The sequence below is a fragment of the Tistrella bauzanensis genome (assembly GCF_014636235.1).
Taxonomy (GTDB): domain Bacteria; phylum Pseudomonadota; class Alphaproteobacteria; order Tistrellales; family Tistrellaceae; genus Tistrella; species Tistrella bauzanensis.
On the sequence record NZ_BMDZ01000014.1, the window covers coordinates 16,279 to 35,681 of the forward strand.

General features: G+C 67.8%; 18 protein-coding genes. 7 read left to right on the forward strand and 11 right to left on the reverse strand.

Annotation, left to right across the window (positions count from 1 at the left end; translation table 11 throughout):
• Positions 1 to 8: 8 nt before the first annotated feature.
• From IEW15_RS08145 to IEW15_RS08155, 3 genes are all read left to right on the forward strand, one after another.
• Positions 9 to 602 carry an RrF2 family transcriptional regulator gene (locus IEW15_RS08145; protein ID WP_188576664.1) on the forward strand — a complete coding sequence of 198 codons (594 nt, stop codon included), beginning with the start codon at positions 9 to 11 and terminating at the stop codon, positions 600 to 602.
• Complete coding sequence (locus tag IEW15_RS08150) at positions 599 to 1,735, forward strand: cysteine desulfurase family protein (protein WP_188576666.1); 1,137 nt, start codon at positions 599 to 601, stop codon at positions 1,733 to 1,735. Before IEW15_RS08145 ends, IEW15_RS08150 begins: the two co-directional genes overlap by 4 nt.
• A 61-nt stretch (positions 1,736 to 1,796) precedes the next feature.
• Positions 1,797 to 3,014 carry a cysteine desulfurase family protein gene (locus tag IEW15_RS08155; RefSeq protein WP_229707926.1) on the forward strand — a complete coding sequence of 406 codons (1,218 nt, stop codon included), beginning with the start codon at positions 1,797 to 1,799 and terminating at the stop codon, positions 3,012 to 3,014.
• Between the two features lie 350 nt (positions 3,015 to 3,364).
• Here IEW15_RS08155 and maiA read toward each other — a convergent pair whose 3' ends face one another.
• The 6 genes from maiA to IEW15_RS08185 are packed head-to-tail and all read right to left on the reverse strand — an operon-like array spanning position 3,365 to position 8,881.
• Complete coding sequence (gene maiA, locus IEW15_RS08160; RefSeq protein WP_188576670.1) at positions 3,365 to 4,054, reverse strand: maleylacetoacetate isomerase; 690 nt, start codon at positions 4,052 to 4,054, stop codon at positions 3,365 to 3,367.
• A gap of 60 nt (positions 4,055 to 4,114) precedes the next feature.
• A complete protein-coding gene (locus IEW15_RS08165; protein WP_188576672.1) occupies positions 4,115 to 5,422 on the reverse strand; it encodes a TRAP transporter large permease in 1,308 nt (435 codons plus the stop codon).
• 6 nt (positions 5,423 to 5,428) lie between these two features.
• The gene (locus IEW15_RS08170; RefSeq protein WP_188576675.1) at positions 5,429 to 6,019 is read right to left on the reverse strand and encodes a TRAP transporter small permease; all 591 of its coding nucleotides are present in this window, start codon (positions 6,017 to 6,019) and stop codon (positions 5,429 to 5,431) included.
• The gene (locus tag IEW15_RS08175; protein ID WP_188576677.1) at positions 6,016 to 7,059 is read right to left on the reverse strand and encodes a TRAP transporter substrate-binding protein; all 1,044 of its coding nucleotides are present in this window, start codon (positions 7,057 to 7,059) and stop codon (positions 6,016 to 6,018) included. The genes IEW15_RS08170 and IEW15_RS08175 overlap by 4 nt, the downstream gene beginning before the upstream one ends.
• Before the next feature lie 41 nt (positions 7,060 to 7,100).
• Positions 7,101 to 7,811: a fumarylacetoacetate hydrolase family protein gene (locus IEW15_RS08180; protein ID WP_188576679.1), complete on the reverse strand. Its 711-nt coding sequence runs from the start codon at positions 7,809 to 7,811 to the stop codon at positions 7,101 to 7,103.
• Entirely contained in the window at positions 7,808 to 8,881 is a 1,074-nt protein-coding gene (locus IEW15_RS08185) for a cupin domain-containing protein (protein WP_229707927.1), read from the reverse strand. Before IEW15_RS08185 ends, IEW15_RS08180 begins: the two co-directional genes overlap by 4 nt.
• Before the next feature lie 369 nt (positions 8,882 to 9,250).
• On the opposite strand from IEW15_RS08185, the gene IEW15_RS08190 reads away from it, so the two are divergent.
• Positions 9,251 to 10,060: an IclR family transcriptional regulator gene (locus IEW15_RS08190; protein ID WP_188576681.1), complete on the forward strand. Its 810-nt coding sequence runs from the start codon at positions 9,251 to 9,253 to the stop codon at positions 10,058 to 10,060.
• 101 nt (positions 10,061 to 10,161) lie between these two features.
• Positions 10,162 to 10,992: an SDR family NAD(P)-dependent oxidoreductase gene (locus IEW15_RS08195; RefSeq protein WP_188576683.1), complete on the forward strand. Its 831-nt coding sequence runs from the start codon at positions 10,162 to 10,164 to the stop codon at positions 10,990 to 10,992.
• An 18-nt stretch (positions 10,993 to 11,010) separates the two neighbouring features.
• Here the strand turns inward: IEW15_RS08195 and IEW15_RS08200 are convergent, their stop codons facing one another.
• From IEW15_RS08200 to IEW15_RS08215, 4 genes are all read right to left on the reverse strand, one after another.
• Positions 11,011 to 12,294 carry a TRAP transporter large permease gene (locus IEW15_RS08200; protein ID WP_188576685.1) on the reverse strand — a complete coding sequence of 428 codons (1,284 nt, stop codon included), beginning with the start codon at positions 12,292 to 12,294 and terminating at the stop codon, positions 11,011 to 11,013.
• Positions 12,291 to 12,731 (reverse strand): TRAP transporter small permease, encoded by a 441-nt coding sequence (locus IEW15_RS08205; RefSeq protein WP_229707928.1) that lies wholly within the window; start codon positions 12,729 to 12,731, stop codon positions 12,291 to 12,293. Before IEW15_RS08205 ends, IEW15_RS08200 begins: the two co-directional genes overlap by 4 nt.
• A gap of 222 nt (positions 12,732 to 12,953) precedes the next feature.
• Complete coding sequence (locus IEW15_RS08210) at positions 12,954 to 13,985, reverse strand: TRAP transporter substrate-binding protein (protein ID WP_188576690.1); 1,032 nt, start codon at positions 13,983 to 13,985, stop codon at positions 12,954 to 12,956.
• Positions 13,986 to 14,037: 52 nt separating this feature from the next.
• Positions 14,038 to 15,684 (reverse strand): amidohydrolase family protein, encoded by a 1,647-nt coding sequence (locus IEW15_RS08215; protein ID WP_188576691.1) that lies wholly within the window; start codon positions 15,682 to 15,684, stop codon positions 14,038 to 14,040.
• Between the two features lie 228 nt (positions 15,685 to 15,912).
• On the opposite strand from IEW15_RS08215, the gene IEW15_RS08220 reads away from it, so the two are divergent.
• A complete protein-coding gene (locus IEW15_RS08220) occupies positions 15,913 to 17,343 on the forward strand; it encodes an FAD-binding oxidoreductase (RefSeq protein WP_188576693.1) in 1,431 nt (476 codons plus the stop codon).
• On the opposite strand, the gene IEW15_RS08225 is transcribed toward IEW15_RS08220, so the two are convergent.
• Positions 17,309 to 18,370, reverse strand: coding sequence for an AraC family transcriptional regulator (locus IEW15_RS08225; protein WP_188576695.1), 1,062 nt, complete (start codon positions 18,368 to 18,370; stop codon positions 17,309 to 17,311). The genes IEW15_RS08220 and IEW15_RS08225 overlap by 35 nt on opposite strands.
• A gap of 171 nt (positions 18,371 to 18,541) precedes the next feature.
• Here IEW15_RS08225 and IEW15_RS08230 point away from each other — a divergent pair, with 171 nt between their 5' ends.
• Entirely contained in the window at positions 18,542 to 19,333 is a 792-nt protein-coding gene (locus tag IEW15_RS08230) for a crotonase/enoyl-CoA hydratase family protein (RefSeq protein WP_188576697.1), read from the forward strand.
• Positions 19,334 to 19,403 lie beyond the last annotated feature (70 nt).

The window sequence follows — 19,403 nt, forward strand, 5'->3', positions numbered from 1 at the left end:
CCCATCCGATGCCAAACTCTGACACTGTGACTGCCGACGCCTCTCTCGATCCTGACTGTCGCCGCGAGGTCACGCCGGCTCGCGTCACGGCGCCCGCACAGGCGAAGTCTGTATCGCCCGGTGCCGCCGTCGGCGGATCGGGGCTGGTGCGGGTTGGGGCACGCGCGCATTACGCCGTGGTGGCGATGGTCGATCTGGCGCGGCGCTGCTGCGCGACGCCGACCTGCATTTCCGATATCGCCGCCTGTGCCGATATTCCGCCGGCCTATCTTGAGCAGTTGTTCCGCAAACTCAGGCGGCGTGGGCTGGTGCGCAGTGCCCGTGGTGCCGCCGGCGGCTATTGCCTGGCCCGGCCGCCGGAGGCGATCAGTGTCGCCGATGTGGTGGTTGCGGTCGAAGGCGGCGACGGCCGTCTGCGGGGCGTGGAAGGCCGCTATGGCTGTGACGTCGCGGCCCTGTGGGGGATGATCGATGCGGGGGTCACGGCACAGTTGCAGGCGGTCAGCATTGCTGAACTGGCCGGGCTGGTGCCGGCTGCGGCCGACCCCCTGGCCGGCCCTCTGGCTGATGCCGTGAAGCCCCTGGCTGGTGCGGCGGAATGACCCGCATCCGCCATTTCCTGGACCACAATGCCGGCGCGCCGCTGCTGGATGCGGCACGCGCGCGGATGATCGAGGTGATGGATCTGGCCGGCAATCCGTCATCGGTGCATGCCGAGGGGCGGGCCGCGCGGGCGGTTGTGGAACAGGCCCGCGCCGAGGTGGCGGCTTTGTGTGGAACCGCCAGCGACCGGGTGCTGTTCACCTCTGGCGGCACCGAGGCGAATGCCTGGATGCTGCATCAGGTGCGCCCGGGCCGGCTGCTGGTCTCGGGCGTCGAACATGACAGCATCACCCGCGCGCGGCCGGATGCGATGGTGTTGCCGGTGGATGGCGGCGGGGTGGTCGATCCCGATACCGTCGCCCGCGCCCTCGATACCCTGCCGGGTGGCCCCGCGGGTGCCATGGTGGTGGTGATGGCGGTGAACAATGAAACCGGCGTGATCCAGCCGATTGCCGAGATCGCCGGCGTTGTCCGTGCCCGTGGAGCCCGGATCGCTTGCGATGGCGTGCAGGCAGCCGGCCGGATCGATCTGGTGCCTCTGGCCGGGCTGGCCGATTTTCTGTCGCTGTCGGCGCATAAGATCGGCGGGCCGAAAGGCGTGGGCGCGCTGATCGCGGGGGCCGGCGTCGAACCCGGCGCGATGATCGCCGGCGGCCAGGAATTCCGCCGTCGGGGCGGCACCGAGAACCTGCCCGGTATCGCCGGCTTCGGCGCGGCGGCGGCTGTGGTGGCGGCCCGTGATCGGGAGGGCGAGAACCGGCGGATCGGCGCATTGCGCGACCGGATCGAGGCGGCACTTGCAGCCGTCGCCGATGATGTGATCTTTGCGGGACGTGACGCCTGGACCGGACGGGTCGCCAACACGACATCGGTGGTGCTACCGGGCCTTGCGGGCGAGATGCAGGTGATGCGGATGGATCTGGCAGGCATCGCCGTTTCAGCGGGTTCGGCCTGTTCGTCGGGTAAGGTGACGGCGAGCCCGGTGCTTCTGGCGATGGGATTGGGGGATCTGGCGGGACAGGCGATCCGGGTCAGCCTTGGTGTCTCGACCACCGAAGACGATGTCGATGCTTTTGTGCGGGCCTGGACGGCGATGGCCGCCCGTCGCCTGCGGACCACAGTTTCGGCCTGACGTCGATCGGGCCGCACAGAAAGAACCAGCGCCGATGACCGCGATGGAGAGATCCGCCCGCATGTCCGACCCCGCCCGCATGCCCGCCCCCATCGACAGCCCGGCGGGCGACCCCATCTATCTGGACAATCAGGCCACCACCCCCATGGACCCGCGGGTTCTGGAGGCGATGATGCCCTATCTGACCCACCAGTTCGGCAACCCCCATTCGGCGACCCACCGCTGGGGCTGGGATGCCGAGGCGGCGGTGATGAAGGCACGCCGTCAGGTCGCGACGCTGATCGGTGCCGATGCCGACGAGATCGTCTTCACCTCGGGCGCCACAGAGGCGAATAATCTGGCGATCAAGGGTGCTGCCCTGGCGGCGGTGGCGGCGGGTGATCGGCGCCGGCATCTGGTGGTGAGCGCGATTGAACATCGCTGCGTGCTGGCCGCAGCCGAGCGGATGGTGGCGTCACACGGCTTCGAGCTGACCGTGGTGCCACCGGGACCGGATGGCATCGTGCCTGTCGATGCGGTGGTGGCGGCGCTGCGCGATGACACCCTTCTGGTGTCGGTGATGGCGGTGAACAACGAGATCGGCACGGTACAGCCGGTGGCCGAGATCGCCGTCCGCGCCCATGAGCGTGGTGCCCTGGTTCATACCGATGCCGCCCAGGCGGCCGGCCGCATTCCGCTGGATCTGCGACGGGTGCCGGTCGACATGCTCAGCCTGTCGGGCCACAAGATCTATGGCCCCAAGGGTGTGGGCGCATTGTTCGTGCGCCGGGGGATCGAAGCCCGGATCGAACCGTTGTTCGATGGCGGGCGTCAGGAACGCGGCCTGCGCGCCGGCACCCTGCCGACACCGCTGGTGGTGGGCCTGGGCGAGGCGGCGCGGCTGGCGCGTCAGGAGGGGCCGGACGAAACCATCCGCATCGGCCACCTGCATCTCAGGTTGCTGGACCGTCTGCGCGCGGCGGGTCTGGCACCCGAGATCAATGGTGCGCCGTTCACCGGCATGGAGGCGCCGGGACACGGCGCGCGGGTGCCGCACAATATCAACCTGTCGCTGCCGGGCACCGAGGCCGACCGCATCATCCGCAGCCTGCCCGATCTGGCGATGTCGGCAGGCTCGGCCTGTTCATCGGCGGCGGTGGAGCCGTCTTACGTGCTGCGGGCGCTGATGCTGTCGGAGGCCCGGGTCACCGCCGCCCTGCGCCTGGGCCTCGGCCGGTTCACCACCGAGGACGAAATCGACCGCGCGGCGGTGATGCTGTCGCGGGTGGTGGGGCGCTGATCCGGCAGGCAGCATGTGCTGCGCCATAAAACGCCGTGAAGCGGCGGTTGCACCGGAGATAATTATCGGGCCATCGTATGAATGCCCTCGTCCCGCGACAGCGGCGGACGGGCCCTGGCACCGGATATTCCTCACATGAGCCCTGTATCTGCCGAAGGCGCCTGTGTCATGCCGCGGCCGCGCCACACATGACCGCTGGCCCGTCTGGCACCTGCCGGTGCTGTCGGTTGCCGACGTCGACCTGACCGCCGCCGGTTTTGTCGGCGACCCGACGGCGACATCAATTCCGGATTGAAGATATTGAGACAGCAGGATGCGATACCTGACGACGCCGAATCCGGCTGGTGCCATTACCCCTCGGCATCCGGCTGACGTTCCGGCAGGGCATCGGCGAAGGCCGGCAGCGCATTGCAGGCGGCCTCCACCGCCACCAGCCGCGGATAGGCGTCCATCGGGCAGTTGAAGCGGCGGGCATTGTAGATCTGCGGCACGAGGCACAGGTCGGCCAGGCCCGGCTGGTCGCCATAGAGGAAGGCGCCACCGGTCCCCGCGTCCAGCGCCTGCTGTGCCAGGGCCTCGGCGGCCGTCAAACCCTCGGCGATCCAGTGGCGATACCATGTGTCTGCCGTGGCCTGATCATGGCCGAGCGGGCCTTTCAGATATGCCAGGATCCGCAGATTGTTCACCGGATGGATGTCGCAGGCGATGGTCAGCGCGAAGGCGCGGGCCTGGGCGCGGGTCCACGGATCGGCCGGCAGCAGGGCCGGTTCCGGGCAGATCTCGTCCAGCCATTCGATGATCGCCAGCGACTGGGTCAGCACGGTGGCGCCGTCACCGCCCGACAGGTCGAGCGCCGGCACCAACCCCGCCGGCGCGATCGCCTTGAAGGCCGCGCTGCGCTGTTCCGCCTTGCGCAGATGCACGAAACGCTGGTCCGGCGCCACACCCTTCAGGTTGAAGGCGATCCGGCAGCGATAGGCGGCTGACGAGCGGAAATAACCGTGAAACACGGCATGGTTCAGCTCAGCGGTCGACGTCATTGCGTGGTCTCCGGCCAGGTGTGGGATCAGACAGGGGGCGGGATCAGACGGGGGGCGGGATCAGAAGCCCAGAAGATGGGGCAGGTACAACACGATCTGGGGAAGGGCGATCAGGGTCGCGACCCTCAGGCCATCGGCCGCGATGAAGGGCAGCACACCCCGGATCACCACCGCCAGATCGAGCTTGGGATCAATGCCCTTCAGCACGAACAGGTTCATGCCGATCGGCGGCGTGATCAGGCCCAGTTCCACCACCGTGACCAGCAGGATGCCGAACCAGATCGGATCGATGCCATTGGCCTCGATCAGCGGAAACACCGCCGGCACGGTCAGCAGCACCATCGACATGCTGTCCATGAAACAGCCAAGCACCAGATAGAACACCACGAGCAGGATGATGACCTCGATCTGCCCCAGCCCGGCACCGGCGATGGCGCTGACCAGGGCCGCCGGCAGGCCCGATGTCTCGACGAAATAGTTGAACAGCGCCGCGCCGATCAGGATCAGGAAGATCATCGCCGAGGTCAGCGCGGTTTCGGCCATGGCGTCGCGCAGGCTGCCGCCCTTCAGCCCGCCGCGCAGCCAGGCCAGCAGCACGGCGCCGCCGGCACCGATCGCGGCCGCTTCGGTGGGCGAAAACAGCCCGGTATAGATGCCGCCGATCACCAGCCCGAACAGCATCGCGATATCCGCCACCGCCAGCAGCCGGGCGGCACTGGACCGGGGGGCATCGTCGGCTGTGGCACGGCGGTCGCCGCGCGGCGGCAGATTGCGGGCCGATACACGCGCGGCGATCATGTAATAGAGCGTTGCCAGAACGCCCGGTACAAGGGCGGCCGCGAACAGCGCGCCGATCGACTGTTCGGTGATCAGCGCATACAGCACGATAATCACGCTGGGCGGGATCAGCACGCCCAGCGTGCCGCCGGCGGCCACAGCACCGGCGGCGAGCGCATCGGGATAGCCATGGCGGCGCATTTCGGGCAGCGCCACCTTGCCGATGGTGGCGCAGGTGGCGAGGCTGGAGCCGCAGATGGCGCCGAAACCGGCACTGGCGCCGATGGTCGCCATGGCGAGCCCGCCCTTGAAGCGGCCGACTAACAGATCGGCCACGTCATACAGCGCCCGCGACAGGCCGGCACGACCGGCGAACACCCCCATCATCACGAACAACGGCACCACCGACAGCCCATAGGGCGACACGGCATCGAAGGGCAGGGTGCCCGAGAGATAGAGAATGCTGTCGAGCCCGCCCAGCGCCAGCCCGCCGGCCATGCCGACCAGGGCCATGGCGATGGCGACCGGTACGCGCAGGACACCCAGCAGCAGCACGGCCGCGAAGCCTGCCACACCGATCATCAGATCCATCGGAAATCAGCCCTTGGTGGCGGAAACGGAAGCGGTTGCCCCGGCGCCGGCCGTGTCGGTGCCATGCGCTGGCATGCGTCGGGGCAGCAGGCCCAATGCCTCGCCCATATTCATCAGGCAGGCGAGGGCACCCAGGCTGCCACCGGCCACGACCAGCGACCGGTGGATCCACAGCGGCAGCCCCAGATCCTGCGACAGCGAGCTGTAATCGAGCGCCAGAAACAATTCATCCAGCCCGCGCCAGGCGATGACGCCCATCACCACCAGGCCCAGCAGGCCGGCGAACAGGTCCAAGGCTCTCAACACCAATGGCGAGGCGCGGTCGTCGAGGATCTCCACCGCGACATGGGCACCGTGCCGGAAGCCGAAGGGCAGGGACAGGAAGGCGCAGGTCACCACGGCCAACTGGGTGAGGTCGACCGTGCCGGTGACCTGGAAGCCCAGGCCCCGGCGGCCGACGACGTCGGCGGTGGTGGCGATGATGGCGAGGCCGAGGCAGGCGACGCCGGTCAGCGCCGCCCCCTCGATCACATGATCGAGCAGCCGGACCACCTGGCCGGACGTGGTCCGTGGTCGGGATGTCCGGCCGCTGGTCATTTCGCGGCCTCGTATTTCGCGGTCAGCGCCATCGCCTGCTCATAAAGCGCGCGGGCATCGGTGACGCCGGTCTTCTCAAGCCGGGCCAAATAGGCATCGATCATCGGGGTCAACTCAGTGCGCCAGCGGTCGCGGGTGGGCTCGTCGACGGTGATGATCTCGTGGCCACGGGCAACCGCGTCGTCGCGGCCGGCCTTATCCCACTTCGCCCACCAGTCACCGAACTTCGCGACCAGAGTGTCGCCCGACATGTCGTCGATGATCGCCTGGACGTCGGGCGGCAGCTTGTCGAAGCTGCGCCGGTTCATGATCACATAGAAGCCGGCGGTATAGACCCGGCCATCGGTGTGGTATTTCACCACCTCATTCAGCCGGGTGGCGCCGACCAGATCCCAGGTGGTGACCAGACCGTCGAGCGTGCCTTTCTGGAGATTCTCATAGATCTCGCTCGGCGGCAGGCCGACGGCGCTGGCGCCCAGCGACTGCAACATCACCGACACCGCCTCGCTGGGGGTGCGCAAACGCAAGCCATTCAGGTCCGACAACTCACGAACCGGCGTGTTGGTGGTGTGGAACAGGCCGCCATTATGCACGAACAGCGCCAGAACCTTGTAATCCTTGTAATCGTCGGCGAGAGCGCCCGATTTGTACATCTCCCACATCGCCCGGGTGCCGGCGCCGGCATCGCTGACCACGAAGGGCAGCTCGAATACCGAACTGCGTTCGAACCGGCCGCGCGGAATGCCGCGCAGGCCAAGCGCGATGTCGATCACGCCGACCCGCACCTGATCGGCCTGCCGGGCGGCGTTGCCGAAGCTGCTGGTGCCGGGGAAAATCTCGGCCTTCACCCGGCCATTGGTGCGCTGTTCAAGCTCGGCCGCCCAGGGGCCCAGAAAGTCGGTCTGGAAACCATGGCCCGCGGGCAGGTAATGGCTGATCTTGAGTGTGGTGATTTCCTGCGCGGCCGCCGGGGCGGCACCGCCCCCCAGCCCGGTCAGTGTTAATGCCGCGCCAAATGCGGCAGCCAGAAATCTGCGCATGCGTGGTCTCCTCCCCAGGGTTCCGGCGGTATCGGTCGTGGTCAGCCGATCGTCTCTGCCGCTCCAACTGTCACCCGCAAAGGCGGCAGCCCGTCAATTTCCGCATAGATCTCGGCACCGGGCGTCACCGGGCCGACACCGGCCGGTGTCCCGGTGAAGATCAGGTCGCCGGGTTGAAGTGTCCAGCTTTCCGACAGGATCGACACCACCTCGGGCACGCTCCAGATCAGATCCGCCAGATCGGCATCCTGGCGCATCGCGCCGTCGACCGTCAGGTGAATGCGGCCCGTCGACGGATGGCCGATCGCCGATGCCGGCACCAGCGCCGCCATCGGGCAGCTCTGCTCGACATTCTTGCCCTCGTCCCAGGGACGGCCCAGGTCGCGGGCGGCGAGTTGAAGATCGCGGCGGGTCATGTCCAGGCCGACGGCATAGCTGTGGACATGGGCCAGCGCGTCATCGATGGCGATACGGGCGCCACCGGTGCCGATGGCCACCACCAGTTCCACCTCGTGATGGTAATTGGCGGTGCGCGGCGGATAGGCGATGGTGCCGTCACCCGCGACCACGGTCTCGGCCCATTTTGTGAAGAAGAACGGCGGCTCGCGGTCGGGATCGCGGCCCATTTCGCGGGCATGGGCGGCATAATTGCGCCCGACGCAGAACACCCGGCGCACGGCGAAGCCGCCGCCACCCACCACGGGCACGACGACGCCGGGGGCGGTGCCGCCGGCGGTGACTTCAGAGGTCATGAACGGTCCTCACGATAAAGTCCGAGCGCTGCTTGCGCGGCCCGGTCGGACAGGCTGAACAGCACCAGATCGGTGCCGTCATCGGCATGGATCTGAAGCGGCGCCCAGGGCGGGACCACCGCCACGTCGCGGGGGCCGATGGTGATGGTGACCGGCGCACCCGTGGCTGTGCCAACCACCAGGCGGCCCTGTCCCTCAACGCCAACCACGATCGCACTTTCCGTGCGCCGGATCGACCGGGTCGTGGTGCCGGCCGCGATCAACTGCGCGAAGGCCGACAGTGTCGGCAGCACCGGGCCACCGCTCGCCGGGTCGGTGAATTCCAGCCGCACGCCTTCATGCGGGTCATGGCCGCCGGCGCGGGCGGCATCCAGCGCCGGGCGCCAGATCGCGAAGGGATAGTGCATCAGGCCGAAGCCGGCGGCGGGGGTGCCGGTCGCCGGCCGCAGCCCAGCGCCATGCATGGCCGGCGAGATGTCGGGCCGGCGGACGGGGGCTTCGTTGTCGCCGATGCGCTCGGCGAAACCGCTCTGGAACAGGCTGATCATCGGAATATCGAGGCCGTCGAGCCAGACGCCCGGCTGTTGGCCGTCATGGCCATGGGCATGCCAGCGCCAGCGCGGTGTCAGCACCAGATCGAACGGCGCCATGTCGATCCGCGCGCCTTCCACCGAGGTATAGGCGCCGTCGCTTTCAATCACGAAACGCAGCGCCGACTGGGTGTGGCGGTGCTCCGGGGCTCGCTCGCCCGGCAGGATCAGTTGTAGCCCGGCATAGATCGAGGCCGTGGCGCGATGCTCGCCCCGATGGCCGGGATTTTCCAGCACCAGCACCCGCCGCTCGGCCTTCTCGGCGGAAATCAGCCGGCCGGATTCCAGCAGGGCCTCGCGCACCATCGCATAGGGCCAGACATGCGGCACGGTCTTGGGGGTCGGATGCTCGGGCACCAGGTTGGACAGCACCGTCCACAGCGGCGCCATGTCCAGCCGGTCGATCTCGCGGGCATAGTCGGCGGGCAGGCCGTCGGCCGCGGGCGGCCGGGCCGGCGATGCCGGTGTGGACGTGCTCATCGGGTCGGTCCTCCTCAGGGCTTGCGCGCAACCAGACGGGGCAACCCCTCGCATGGCGATGAACGGCATGTGCAGACAGACCCGGCCCGGTGGCTCAGCGCGGCTTCCGGCGGCGGTCCATCAGGGCCGCTTGCGGTGACGCGTCTTGATTTGATCCCGCGTGGCGGGCTCTGTATTCTCTATTAGCAAAACGATTGCTCAGAAGCAAATGCCAATGCGGCAGCATGCCGCAGGCTGGCCAATCGGGCAGATGGCTTGCGCCGGCGCCGGTGGCGCTGCACTCTGCGGCCGCCGACAGGCCGGTGAACGGCCGGAGGACAGGGCATGCGCCGCCGGTCAGGCGGTGGTCAGGGAGGGTGCTGAAACGCGATGACCATGGTTGAAACGGACGAAGGTGGCGGCGAGGCCGGCATCGCGGCGATTGCCGGCGGGTCGCGTGGCATCCAGTCGGTGGAGATCGGCAACCGGGTTCTGACCGCGATGATGCGGGCCGGGCGCCCTTTGCCATTGAAGGCGATCGCGCAGGCCGCCGGCATTTCGGCCAGCAACACCCACCGCTATCTGGCGAGCTATGTCCGCGACGGGCTGGTGGTCCAGGACGGCGATGGCGGGCGCTATGATCTGGGGCCGGTGGCCCTGCAACTGGGGCTGGCGGCGATGGCGCGGCTGGACCCTGTCGCGCGTGCGGCGGCGGAACTGGCGCCGCTGGCCGAGGCGACCGGCTTCACCGCCCATCTGGCGGTGTGGAGCCTGCATGGCGCGATTGTGGTGCGCCTGCACCGCAGCCGGGTGCCGTTCGTGGGGGCGTTGAGCCTGGGATCGGTGATGCCGCTGTTGCGCTCGGCCACCGGCCGGACCTTCCTGGCCTGGCTGCCGGCCAGTGTGACGGCGCCGGTGCTGGCGACCGAGATCGAGGCGGCGGGGCAAAGTCCGTCGGAGAGTGAGATCGCGGTGCTGATCGACGGTATCCGCCGACGCCGGGTCGCCACGGTCGACGGATCGGTGGTGCCGGGGCTGGCCGCCGCGTCCAGCCCGGTGCTGGACTGGCAGAACGAGGCACAATGCGTCCTGACCCTGATCGGCACCGACCGGGCGCTGGCCGATCCCGACCATCCGGCGGCGCGGCGTCTGGCCGAACGCTGCCGCATGGTGTCGGAGGAACTGGGCGCCAGCGCCTGATCCGGTTGGCGTGCATCCTTCGCCGGTGCTGCCGGTTGGGATGGTGAGGCAGGCGGCCCAACCGGGGCTGCTTTGCGCATACCATCCGATGGAGGACCATCATGAAGATCGACCTCAGCAACCGTACCGCCGTCGTCTCGGGCTCGACCAAGGGGATCGGCTATGCCATCGCACGTGGTCTGGCAGGCGCTGGCGCCGCGGTGGTGATCAGCGGACGCAAGCCGGACGAGGTGGAGGCCGCCGTGGCCAGGATGACCAGCGAGGTGGCGGGGACCGGCGAGGTGGCGGGGACCGGCGAGGCGCCGGGCGCCGATATCCGTGGCGTGGTCGCGGATCTCGGCACCGCCGACGGCTGTGCCAAGCTGGTCGATGCCGAACCCGCGCCGGACATTCTGGTCAACAATGTCGGCTTCTTCGGGCCGTCCGACGTGCTGGAGACCACAGATGACGAGTGGCGCACGATTCTGGACGTCAATTTCATGTCCGGCGTGCGGCTGTCGCGGGCACTGGTGCCGGGCATGGTCGACCGAGGCTGGGGCCGGGTCATCTTCCTGTCGTCGGAATCCGCCCACAACATTCCGGGTGAGATGGTGAATTATGGCGTCACCAAGACCGCCTATCTGGCGCTGTCACGCGGGCTGGCCAAGCGGGTCGCCGGCAGCGGCGTGACAATCAACGCCATTCTGCCGGGACCGACCCTGTCGGATGCGTTGCGCGACCAGTTGGCCGAAGACCCTGCCAATGCCGGCAAGTCGCCCGAACAGGCGGGGGCGGATTTCGTCAGGGCCAACCGCCCGACATCGATCATCCACCGCGCCGCTTCCGTGGAAGAGGTTACCAATATGGCGGTCTATATCGCGTCGCCCCAGGCCTCGGCGACCACGGGTGCTGCCCTGCGCGTGGATGGCGGGGTGATCGAGGACATCATCTGAGCCCGCCGGTCGCGCGGCTCAACCCAGCAGCCGGGGCAGGGCCAGCACCACCCAGGGCACGTAGGTGATCAGTGCCAGCACGGCGATCTTGACCAGCAGCATCGGCCACAATGCCTTTGATACCTCTTCGACCGACAGTTTGCTGACCGCGGCGCCCACGAACAGCGAATAGCCGAAGGGCGGGGTCGCCATGCCGATCGCGAAGTTGATCACCACGATGGCCCCCAGGTGGATCGGGTCCAGCCCCAGGCTGGCGCCAATGCTGGTCAGCACGCCACCCAGGATGATCATCGCGGCCACATTGTCCATGATCGCGCCGATGAACAGCAGCAGCACGTTCAGCATCATCAGGATGATGATCGGGTTCGACGACACCGACAGGATGGCCTCGGCGATGGTGGTCGGCAGTTGCTCGATCGCGACCAGCCAGCCGAAGGCCGAGGCGACGGCGATGATGCTGCACACGATGGTGGTGGTGCGCATCGATTGCAGCAGGATCGCCGGCAGGTCGCGGAATTTCAGTTCGCGATAAACGAACAACCCGATGACCAGAGCATAGGCCACCCCCACCGCCGATGCCTCGGTGGGGGTGAAGATGCCGCCATAAATGCCGCCAAGGATGACCAGCGGTGCCGCCAGCGCCCATTTGCCGTCGGCCAGCGCCGTCCACAATTCGGCGCGGGTGGCGCGGCGGGTGGCGGCGCCGATCCCCTGGCGGCGGGCGGCGACATAGCACACGCCCATCAGGCCGGCCGCGATCAGCAGTCCGGGCACGATGCCCGACAGAAACAGTTTGGTGATCGACTGTTCGGCGACAACGCCCCAGATCACCATCGGGATCGATGGCGGGATCATCTGGCCGATTGGTCCAGAGGCTGTGGCAAGGGCGGCGGCGAAGCGGCGGCTCCAGCCGTGGCGCTCCATTTCCGGCACCATGATGCCGCCGATCGCGGCGGTGGTGGCGGGGGCCGATCCTGAAATCGCGGCGAAGAACGTGGCCGACAGCACCGTCACCATGCCAAGCCCGCCGGTGACGTGCTGAACAAGCACCTGACACATCCGCACCAAGCGGCGCGACAGGCCGCCATGCATCATCAGATCGCCCGCGATCACGAAACCGGGGATCGCCAGCAGGGTGAAGACCTGGGTGCCGGAAATGACCCGCTGCGCCAGAACGATCAGGTCGAAATCGGCGGCAAGCAGTCCGGCGATGGCGGCAAGGCCGAGCGAGAAGACGATCGGCACGCCGCCGAACAGGCAGACGGCGAAGGCGATCAGCAGAACGGCTGCGGCGGTGCTCATACCATGCCTCCGGTCTGCGGCTGGCCGTCGATGGCCGATTGCGGGGCCAGAAGGCGGGCCAGGGCATGGAAGGCACCGAGGATGCCGGTCACCGGTGCCGCCAGATGCAGCGCCTCGATCGGGTACTGCACCGCCGCCGAAACCTGGCCCATGGTCTGGGTGAGATAGTCGGCGCCGGATGACGCGAAGACCACGCAGAAGGCCAGCACCGCCAGGGTCAGTACCCGCATCCACAGCCGGCGCAGGGCGGCCGGCAGCAGGTCGACGACCAGTTGCAGCCGGACATGGCCGTCATCGCGGATGGCGGTGGTGGCGGCCAGCAGAACCACCCAGGTGAACAGGAACAGGGCCAGTTCCTCGGTCCAGGTGAAGCCCTGGCCGATCACATAGCGCGAGAAGACCTGGAGGATCAGGCTCGCCATCATGACCGTGGTCATGGCGATGATCACCCAGCCTGTCACACGGGCGAGGCCGCGGGACATGGTTTGAAGCAATGCCTGCATCGGGTGCATCTGCCGTCTGGGGCGGCGCCGGAGGTGGCGCGGGGGAGCGGGGATCGCCGGTGGCCGGCGACCGGGCCATGGTTGCGGTCAGATCTGGCGGGGATGGGATGTCGCTCGCCAGATCTGGCCCACAGCGCCGGTCGGATCGGCTGGTGGTTAGTCGACCTGGGCCAGCGCCTTGTCGAACAGCGCGGCGCCGATCCGGGGCTTGAAGCGGTCATAGACGCCGGCAACCTTGGCGCGGAACGCGGCCGGGTTCTCGACCTCGTTGACCGTCATGCCGGCGGCCTTCAACTCGTCGATGATCTTGGTGGTGTTCTCGGCCACGGCGGCGCGCTGGGCGGCGATCGCCTTGGGGGCCGCGCGCAGCACCGCCTGCTGCTGGTCGGCGGTCATCTTGTCGAAGCTCTTCTTCGACAGCATCACGCCCAGCGCGGAATAGGTGTGGCGGGTCAACGACAGATACTTGGTCACCTCGGCGAACTTGTTGGCCTGGATCACGGCCACCGGGATCTCCAGCCCGTCGATGGTGCCCTGCTGAACCGCGGTATAGGTCTCGCCCCAGGCCATCGGCACGGGGTTGCCGCCAAGCGAGCCGAACATCTCCAGGAACACCGGGTTCTGCATCACACGGTACTTCACGCCGCCGACATCATCCGGCGTCGCCACCGGCCGGGTGTTGTTGATCATGTGGCGGAAGCCGCCCTCGGCGAAGCCGAGGCCGATGATGCCCCGGGTCTTCAGCTTGCCCATCAGCTCCTGCCCGACCTCGCCGTCGAGCACCTTGTGGGCCTGTTCCTCATTGCCGAACAGGAACGGCATGTCGAGCAACTGAAACGAGGGTTCGACATTGGCGATCACCGCATTGGTGATGATGCCGCCGTCGATGGTGCCGAACGACATGCCCTCGATCATTTCCTTCTCGTCGCCGAGCTGGCGGTTCGGGAAGTACTTCACCTCGAAGACGCCGGGCATTTCGGCATCCAGCGCCGCCGCGAACTCACGCGCCGCGATCGCATAAGGGTCGGTGGCGCCGTCCGAGGTGGTCCAGCCGAGCTTGAGGGTGACGTCGGCCGCCTGCGCCGGGGCTGCGATGGTGCCGGTGGCGATCAGGGCGCTGAGGCCTGCGACCGTGCCGAGCAGGGCACGGCGCGACAGGTGGGACAGGGGGTGTCGGGAAAAGGCCATGGGTGCGTTCCTCGAAGAAGCGGTGCGGGGACAGGCTTGTTGGGGGGCGCGATCAGTCGTCGAAGCCGTAGAGCTGCGCCGGATTGGTGGCGAGGATCCGATCGCGGGTCGCGGCATCGGGTGACCAGATGTCGAGCATGTCGAGCAGGTCGCCGTCATTTGGCATCGGGATGTTCACGTAAGGGTGCGGCCAGTCGCTGGCCCAGACCACCCGTTCCGGGTTGGCCTGAATGATCGCGCGGGCATAGGGGGCCACGTCGTCATAGGGCGTGCGCGTGCCGGAGGTGATGCGATAGGCGCCCGACAGCTTGGCCCAGGCGCGGCCATCGGCCAGCATCGACAGCATTTCCTGGAAGCCCGGATGGTCGGTGCCGATCGAGGTGGGCATATGGCCCAGATGGTCGAACACCACATCGACCGGCAGCCGGCCCAGGGTTGCCTTGATGTCGGCGAATTCCGAGACATCGATCAACATCTGCAGATGCCAGCCGAAGGGGGCGATCCGCTCGGCCAGCCGGCGGACATCCGAGACCTCGATGCCGCTCTTGAACAGCAGATTGATGCGCACGCCGCGCACGCCGGCTTCGTGCATCCGTTCCATCTCGGCCGCGTCGATGGTCTCGTCGACCACCACCACGCCGCGGAAATCCGGGCCGCCAGCACGGATCGCGTCCAGTGTCGCCCGGTTGTCGGTGCCATAGACGCTGGGCTGCACGATCACCGCGCGCTGAATGCCAAGGGTCGCCAGCATGTGCTTATAGGCGGGCAGCAGCGCGTCAGGCGGGGTATAGGTGCGATGCCGGGTATAGGGATAGCGGGTCTCGGGGCCGAAGATGTGCGCATGGCAGTCGCAGGCGCCGGGGGGCGGTGTGAAGCGCGGCGCCCGGGGGGCGGCATCGGCCGGCGCACAGACCGGTATCAGGTTCTCTCCGATCAAGGTCATCCTGCTTTCTTCCCAACCCTGCAGGCCGCGCAGGCCCAGGCGGTCGGCGGATCTGAGCAGATGAAACCACGAGGCGCGCCGCGCCTTGTCGGGATCGCCCAGGCGCACGGCCTCAAGGATCGCCTCGAATTCACGCAGCATCTTGCGGGCCGTGTCGCGCGCGCCGGTGGCGCGTTCGGTTTCGACCGACAGCGCCACTCGGATGCGGGAGGCAAGGAACTGCATGAAATCGCGGAAATGCGGGTTGTTGCTGGCAATGGCGATCGCGCGGTGAAAGGCATGCTGTTCATCGACAGCCGCTTCGCCGCGTTCCAGCCGGGATTTGAGGGCCGTGAACGCCGCCTCGATCCGGCCCAACTGCGCATGGGTCCGCCTGCGGGCCGCCATGGCGGCGCCGCTGACTTCCAGCTCCATGCGAAGCTCCATCACGTGACGGAAATCCTCGATGGTGCGCAGCGTGTCGGTATCGATGTGAAAAGAGGCGGCACCCGGATCCTCGGACACGAAGGCGCCGACGCCCTGTCGGGTCTCGACCAGACCTTCCTGTCTGAGCTTCGCGATCGCCTCGCGGATCGCGCTGCGGCCCACCGCGAACTCGTCGGCGAGTTCGGCCTCGGTCGGCATGCGCTCCCCCGGCGCGAAGATGCCCGTCGCGATGCGCTCGGAAATCTGCCGGGCGATCTCGTCGGACAATCGCTTGGGGCGATTGAGGGCCTGGAACTGTCGTTCCGGGGCTTTTCCGCTGCGGTCGGTCACGTGGTCTCTTCCCCCTTGGTCGCGCCTTGTATCCGGCTCCGGCACTGTCGTGCCGGGGCGGTCTGGTCTTCAATGCCAGCAGCGCGTTCGGTTGTCACGACTAGCATGACGTCAGTTGTCTGACAACTGAAAACTGATGTATGAAGGGAGCCAGCCGGGCCGCTCGAAGCCCGGCATCTGCCCATGGCCGTCGCTGATGGCCGGCCCCGTTATCCGGAGGAGTCCCGTATGCCCGCCGCCGCCGCTGCACTGTCACCCTCGGCCTTTATCGACCTGCTGGTCGCCATCACCGGCCCGCGCGGGGTGATCACCGCCGAAGGCGACATGGCGCCGTATCTGGAAGACTGGCGGAAGCTGTATCGGGGCCATGCGCTGGCCGTGGTGCGCCCCGCATCCACCGACGAGGTCGCGGCGATCGTGCGGCTCTGCGCCGGTGCCGGCGTGGCGGTGGTGCCGCAAGGGGGCAATACCGGCCTGGTTGGTGGTGCCGTGCCCGATGGCGATGCCCGGTCGATCCTGCTCCAACTGGGTCGGATGAACCGGGTGCGCAGCATCGACCCGATCGATTATTCGATGGTCGTCGAGGCAGGCTGCGTGCTGGAAGCCGTGCAGGGCGCGGCGCGTGATGCCGGCCGGAAGTTCCCGCTCAGCCTGGGGGCCGAAGGCACTGCCCAGATCGGCGGGTTGATCGCAACCAATGCCGGCGGCATCCATGTGATGCGCTATGGCATGATGCGCGATCTGGTGCTGGGGCTGGAAGTGGTGCTGCCCGATGGCTCGGTGCTGTCGGAACTGACCACGCTGCGCAAGAACAATGTGGGCTATGACCTGAAGCAGTTGTTCATCGGTGCCGAGGGTACGCTCGGCATCGTCACGGCGGCGTCGTTGAAGCTGTTCCCACCCTTGCGCGCCACCCGCACCATCTTCTTTGCGCTGCCGTCACTCGCCGACGGGCCGCGCCTGTTGTCGCTGTGCCGGGAATTCACCGGTGACGCGGTGGAGAGCTTCGAGCTGATCCCGCGCCAGGGCATCGATTTCGCCACCGCCCATGTTCCCGGCACGGTCGACCCGCTTGAAGGCCGGCCCGAATGGACGGTGCTGACCGACATCTCCGGCCGGTCCGACGAACGGCTGCAGGAGGATCTGGATCATCTGGTCGAGGCGGCGTTCCAGGCCGGTCTGGTCACCGATGGCACCATCGCCCAGTCGGAAGCCCAGTCCAAGGCCTTGTGGCTGCTGCGGGAGGCGATCGTCGAAGGTCAGCGCCTGGCCCCGGGCATCCAGATCAAGCATGATGTCAGCGTTCAGGTCAGCGACATGCCCGGCTTCGTGCATGCCGCATCGGAAGCGGTGTGGCGCATCCATCCCGATGCCCTGATCAACCCGTTCGGCCATCTGGGTGACGGCAATATCCATTTCAACGTCACATTGCCCGCCGGCAGCCCGCCCGATGCGGTCAAGGGCGTGTCGGAGATCGTGTATCGGATCATCGATGATTTCGGCGGCTCGATCAGCGCCGAGCATGGCATCGGCCGGCTGAAGGCTGTGGCCTATGCCGCGCGCTGCCCGAAGCCCCGCGCCGATCTGGCGGCCCGGCTGCGCAAGGCCGTGGACCCGAAGGGGATCATGAACCCGTCGGTGTTCCGCCCCGCGCGCTGACCGGCGCTGGCGGCATGCCCGGCCGGCGATAGGCGCCGGGCGTGCTGCCGGTCCAGGCCTTGAACGCGCGATGGAACACGGCGGCCGAATCGAAGCCCAGATCGGCGGCGATGGCGGCGACCGGCCGGTCGGTGCGGGTGAGGTCGCGGATCGCGATGTCGCGGCGCAGCGCATCCTTCACCGCCCGAAAGCTGGTGCCCTCGTCGGCAAGCCGGCGGGTGAGCGTGCGGGTGGACTGGCCGAGCGCCGCCGCGATCGCGGGCAGGTCATGGGCGGTACCCAGCCGACGGGCAATCTCGTCACGCACCCGGTCGGCGACGCGCTGTTCGCGCAGTGTGGTGAACAGCCATTGCCGCGGGGCCGCGTGCAGGAAGGGCAGCATGTCCTGCCGGCTGCGTCGGAACCGTTCGCGGCCGATCGCGGCCGGCATGCGCAGCGCCGTCATCGGCGCATCGAAGCTGACCGGGCAGGGGAAGAGCAGGGCGTGGTCGTCGAGGTGCGGCGGCGGCGGAAAGGCGAAATCGACGCCGGTCACCGGCGTTTCGCGCCCCGCCAGCCACGAGGTAACGCCATGATGCAGCTTCATCATCAGGACATGGCCGAAGGGGCGGATACGGGCATCCGGCGATGCCGGCTCCAGCGTCACCTCGATGACCTCGCCATCGCGCCGGCAATCGAGTCGCCAGTCGTCGAGCAGCAGGTTCCACACCCGGGTGAAGCGGTAGAGGGCGGTCAGGATCGAGGGGGCATCCAGAATGGCGGTGCACAGCAGCTTGAGTGACCCGGTGCGGATGCGCCGCGACCACAATCCCATCATCTCGTCGCCGGTGCCGATGGCGACCCGCTGATACAGCGCCACCATCTGATCGCGTGTCACGCGGGCCGAGGGTGTGTCGAGCAGATCGGGCGCGATCCCCGCCGCCACCACGAAACCGCGCAGCCGGTCGGCTGGCGCGATGGTGGCCGCGGCATCCAGCAGCCCGTGCACGAAATCCGTCGACAGGGTGTCGCCGATCCTGTCCTGCATCCGCTGCTGCTTTCCTCATCGCTGACCATCAGTTTGGCGGATTATGCATATCGGACGGCGCATCGCGGGATTTTTTATGCGGCGATTTCAGCGTATGGCTTGGCACCATGGTCCGGGACGTCGCCATGGCGTCCGGCGCAATCTGCGAGTCCTCACCGGAGAGCCAGTCCCATGACAGCCACGCCCGCCTCAGCCGACGACGTGCTGAAGATCGACATCGACGGCAATGTCGCGATTGTCACCATCAATCGCCCGCAGATGCGCAACGCGCTTGATGAGGCGGCGGTAGCGAAGATCGACGCCTTCTTCTCGAACATCCCGCCCGAGGTGGGGGCTGTCGTGCTGCAGACCGAGGGCCCGCATTTCTGCGCCGGTCTGGACCTGAAGGAACATCACGCCAAGCGGCGCTCGCCCACCGAATTCATGCGGGTCTGCCAGGGCTGGCACCGGGCCTTCGACAAGATGCAGCATGGCGGCATTCCGGTGATCGCGGCGATGCAGGGTGCCGTGGTCGGCGGCGGGCTGGAACTCGCGGCGGCGGCGCATGTCCGGGTCGCCGACCGCACCGCCTATTTCGCCCTGCCTGAAGGCCAGCGCGGCATCTTCACCGGCGGTGGCGCCACGGTGCGCGTCGCCCGCATCATCACGCCGGGCCGGATGATCGAGCTGATGCTGACCGGCCGGGTGATCGATGTCGAGGAAGGCCAGCGCCTGGGCCTTGCCCATTACATCGCCGACGACGCCCGCGCCACGGCACTGGAACTGGCGCGCAAGATCGCCGGCAATGCCCGGCTGTCGAATTACGCCATCGTCACCGCGATCAACAAGATCTCGGACATGTCGGCCACCGACGGGCTTTATACCGAGGGGCTGATCATGTGCATGGTCCAGACCGCGATCGACGACGTCCAGGGCCGGCTTGGCGACTTCGTGGAAAAGCGGACCGAGAAGGTGCAGCTCTGATCGCCACCGGGGCCGCTCTCGCACGCCTGTCGTGATATCGAGACGCAGGCGCGTAGGAAACACCGTGGCG

Excerpts from the sequence above, each read along its gene's own strand:
- IEW15_RS08145 (WP_188576664.1), top strand. The coding sequence starts at position 9 with ATGCCAAACTCTGACACTGTGACTGCCGACGCCTCTCTCGATCCTGAC.
- IEW15_RS08150 (WP_188576666.1), top strand. The coding sequence starts at position 599 with ATGACCCGCATCCGCCATTTCCTGGACCACAATGCCGGCGCGCCGCTG.
- IEW15_RS08155 (WP_229707926.1), top strand. The coding sequence starts at position 1,797 with ATGTCCGACCCCGCCCGCATGCCCGCCCCCATCGACAGCCCGGCGGGC.
- maiA (WP_188576670.1), bottom strand. The coding sequence starts at position 4,054 with ATGACGTCGACCGCTGAGCTGAACCATGCCGTGTTTCACGGTTATTTC.
- IEW15_RS08165 (WP_188576672.1), bottom strand. The coding sequence starts at position 5,422 with ATGGATCTGATGATCGGTGTGGCAGGCTTCGCGGCCGTGCTGCTGCTG.
- IEW15_RS08170 (WP_188576675.1), bottom strand. The coding sequence starts at position 6,019 with ATGACCAGCGGCCGGACATCCCGACCACGGACCACGTCCGGCCAGGTG.
- IEW15_RS08175 (WP_188576677.1), bottom strand. The coding sequence starts at position 7,059 with ATGCGCAGATTTCTGGCTGCCGCATTTGGCGCGGCATTAACACTGACC.
- IEW15_RS08180 (WP_188576679.1), bottom strand. The coding sequence starts at position 7,811 with ATGACCTCTGAAGTCACCGCCGGCGGCACCGCCCCCGGCGTCGTCGTG.
- IEW15_RS08185 (WP_229707927.1), bottom strand. The coding sequence starts at position 8,881 with ATGAGCACGTCCACACCGGCATCGCCGGCCCGGCCGCCCGCGGCCGAC.
- IEW15_RS08190 (WP_188576681.1), top strand. The coding sequence starts at position 9,251 with ATGACCATGGTTGAAACGGACGAAGGTGGCGGCGAGGCCGGCATCGCG.
- IEW15_RS08195 (WP_188576683.1), top strand. The coding sequence starts at position 10,162 with ATGAAGATCGACCTCAGCAACCGTACCGCCGTCGTCTCGGGCTCGACC.
- IEW15_RS08200 (WP_188576685.1), bottom strand. The coding sequence starts at position 12,294 with ATGAGCACCGCCGCAGCCGTTCTGCTGATCGCCTTCGCCGTCTGCCTG.
- IEW15_RS08205 (WP_229707928.1), bottom strand. The coding sequence starts at position 12,731 with ATGACCACGGTCATGATGGCGAGCCTGATCCTCCAGGTCTTCTCGCGC.
- IEW15_RS08210 (WP_188576690.1), bottom strand. The coding sequence starts at position 13,985 with ATGGCCTTTTCCCGACACCCCCTGTCCCACCTGTCGCGCCGTGCCCTG.
- IEW15_RS08220 (WP_188576693.1), top strand. The coding sequence starts at position 15,913 with ATGCCCGCCGCCGCCGCTGCACTGTCACCCTCGGCCTTTATCGACCTG.
- IEW15_RS08225 (WP_188576695.1), bottom strand. The coding sequence starts at position 18,370 with ATGCAGGACAGGATCGGCGACACCCTGTCGACGGATTTCGTGCACGGG.
- IEW15_RS08230 (WP_188576697.1), top strand. The coding sequence starts at position 18,542 with ATGACAGCCACGCCCGCCTCAGCCGACGACGTGCTGAAGATCGACATC.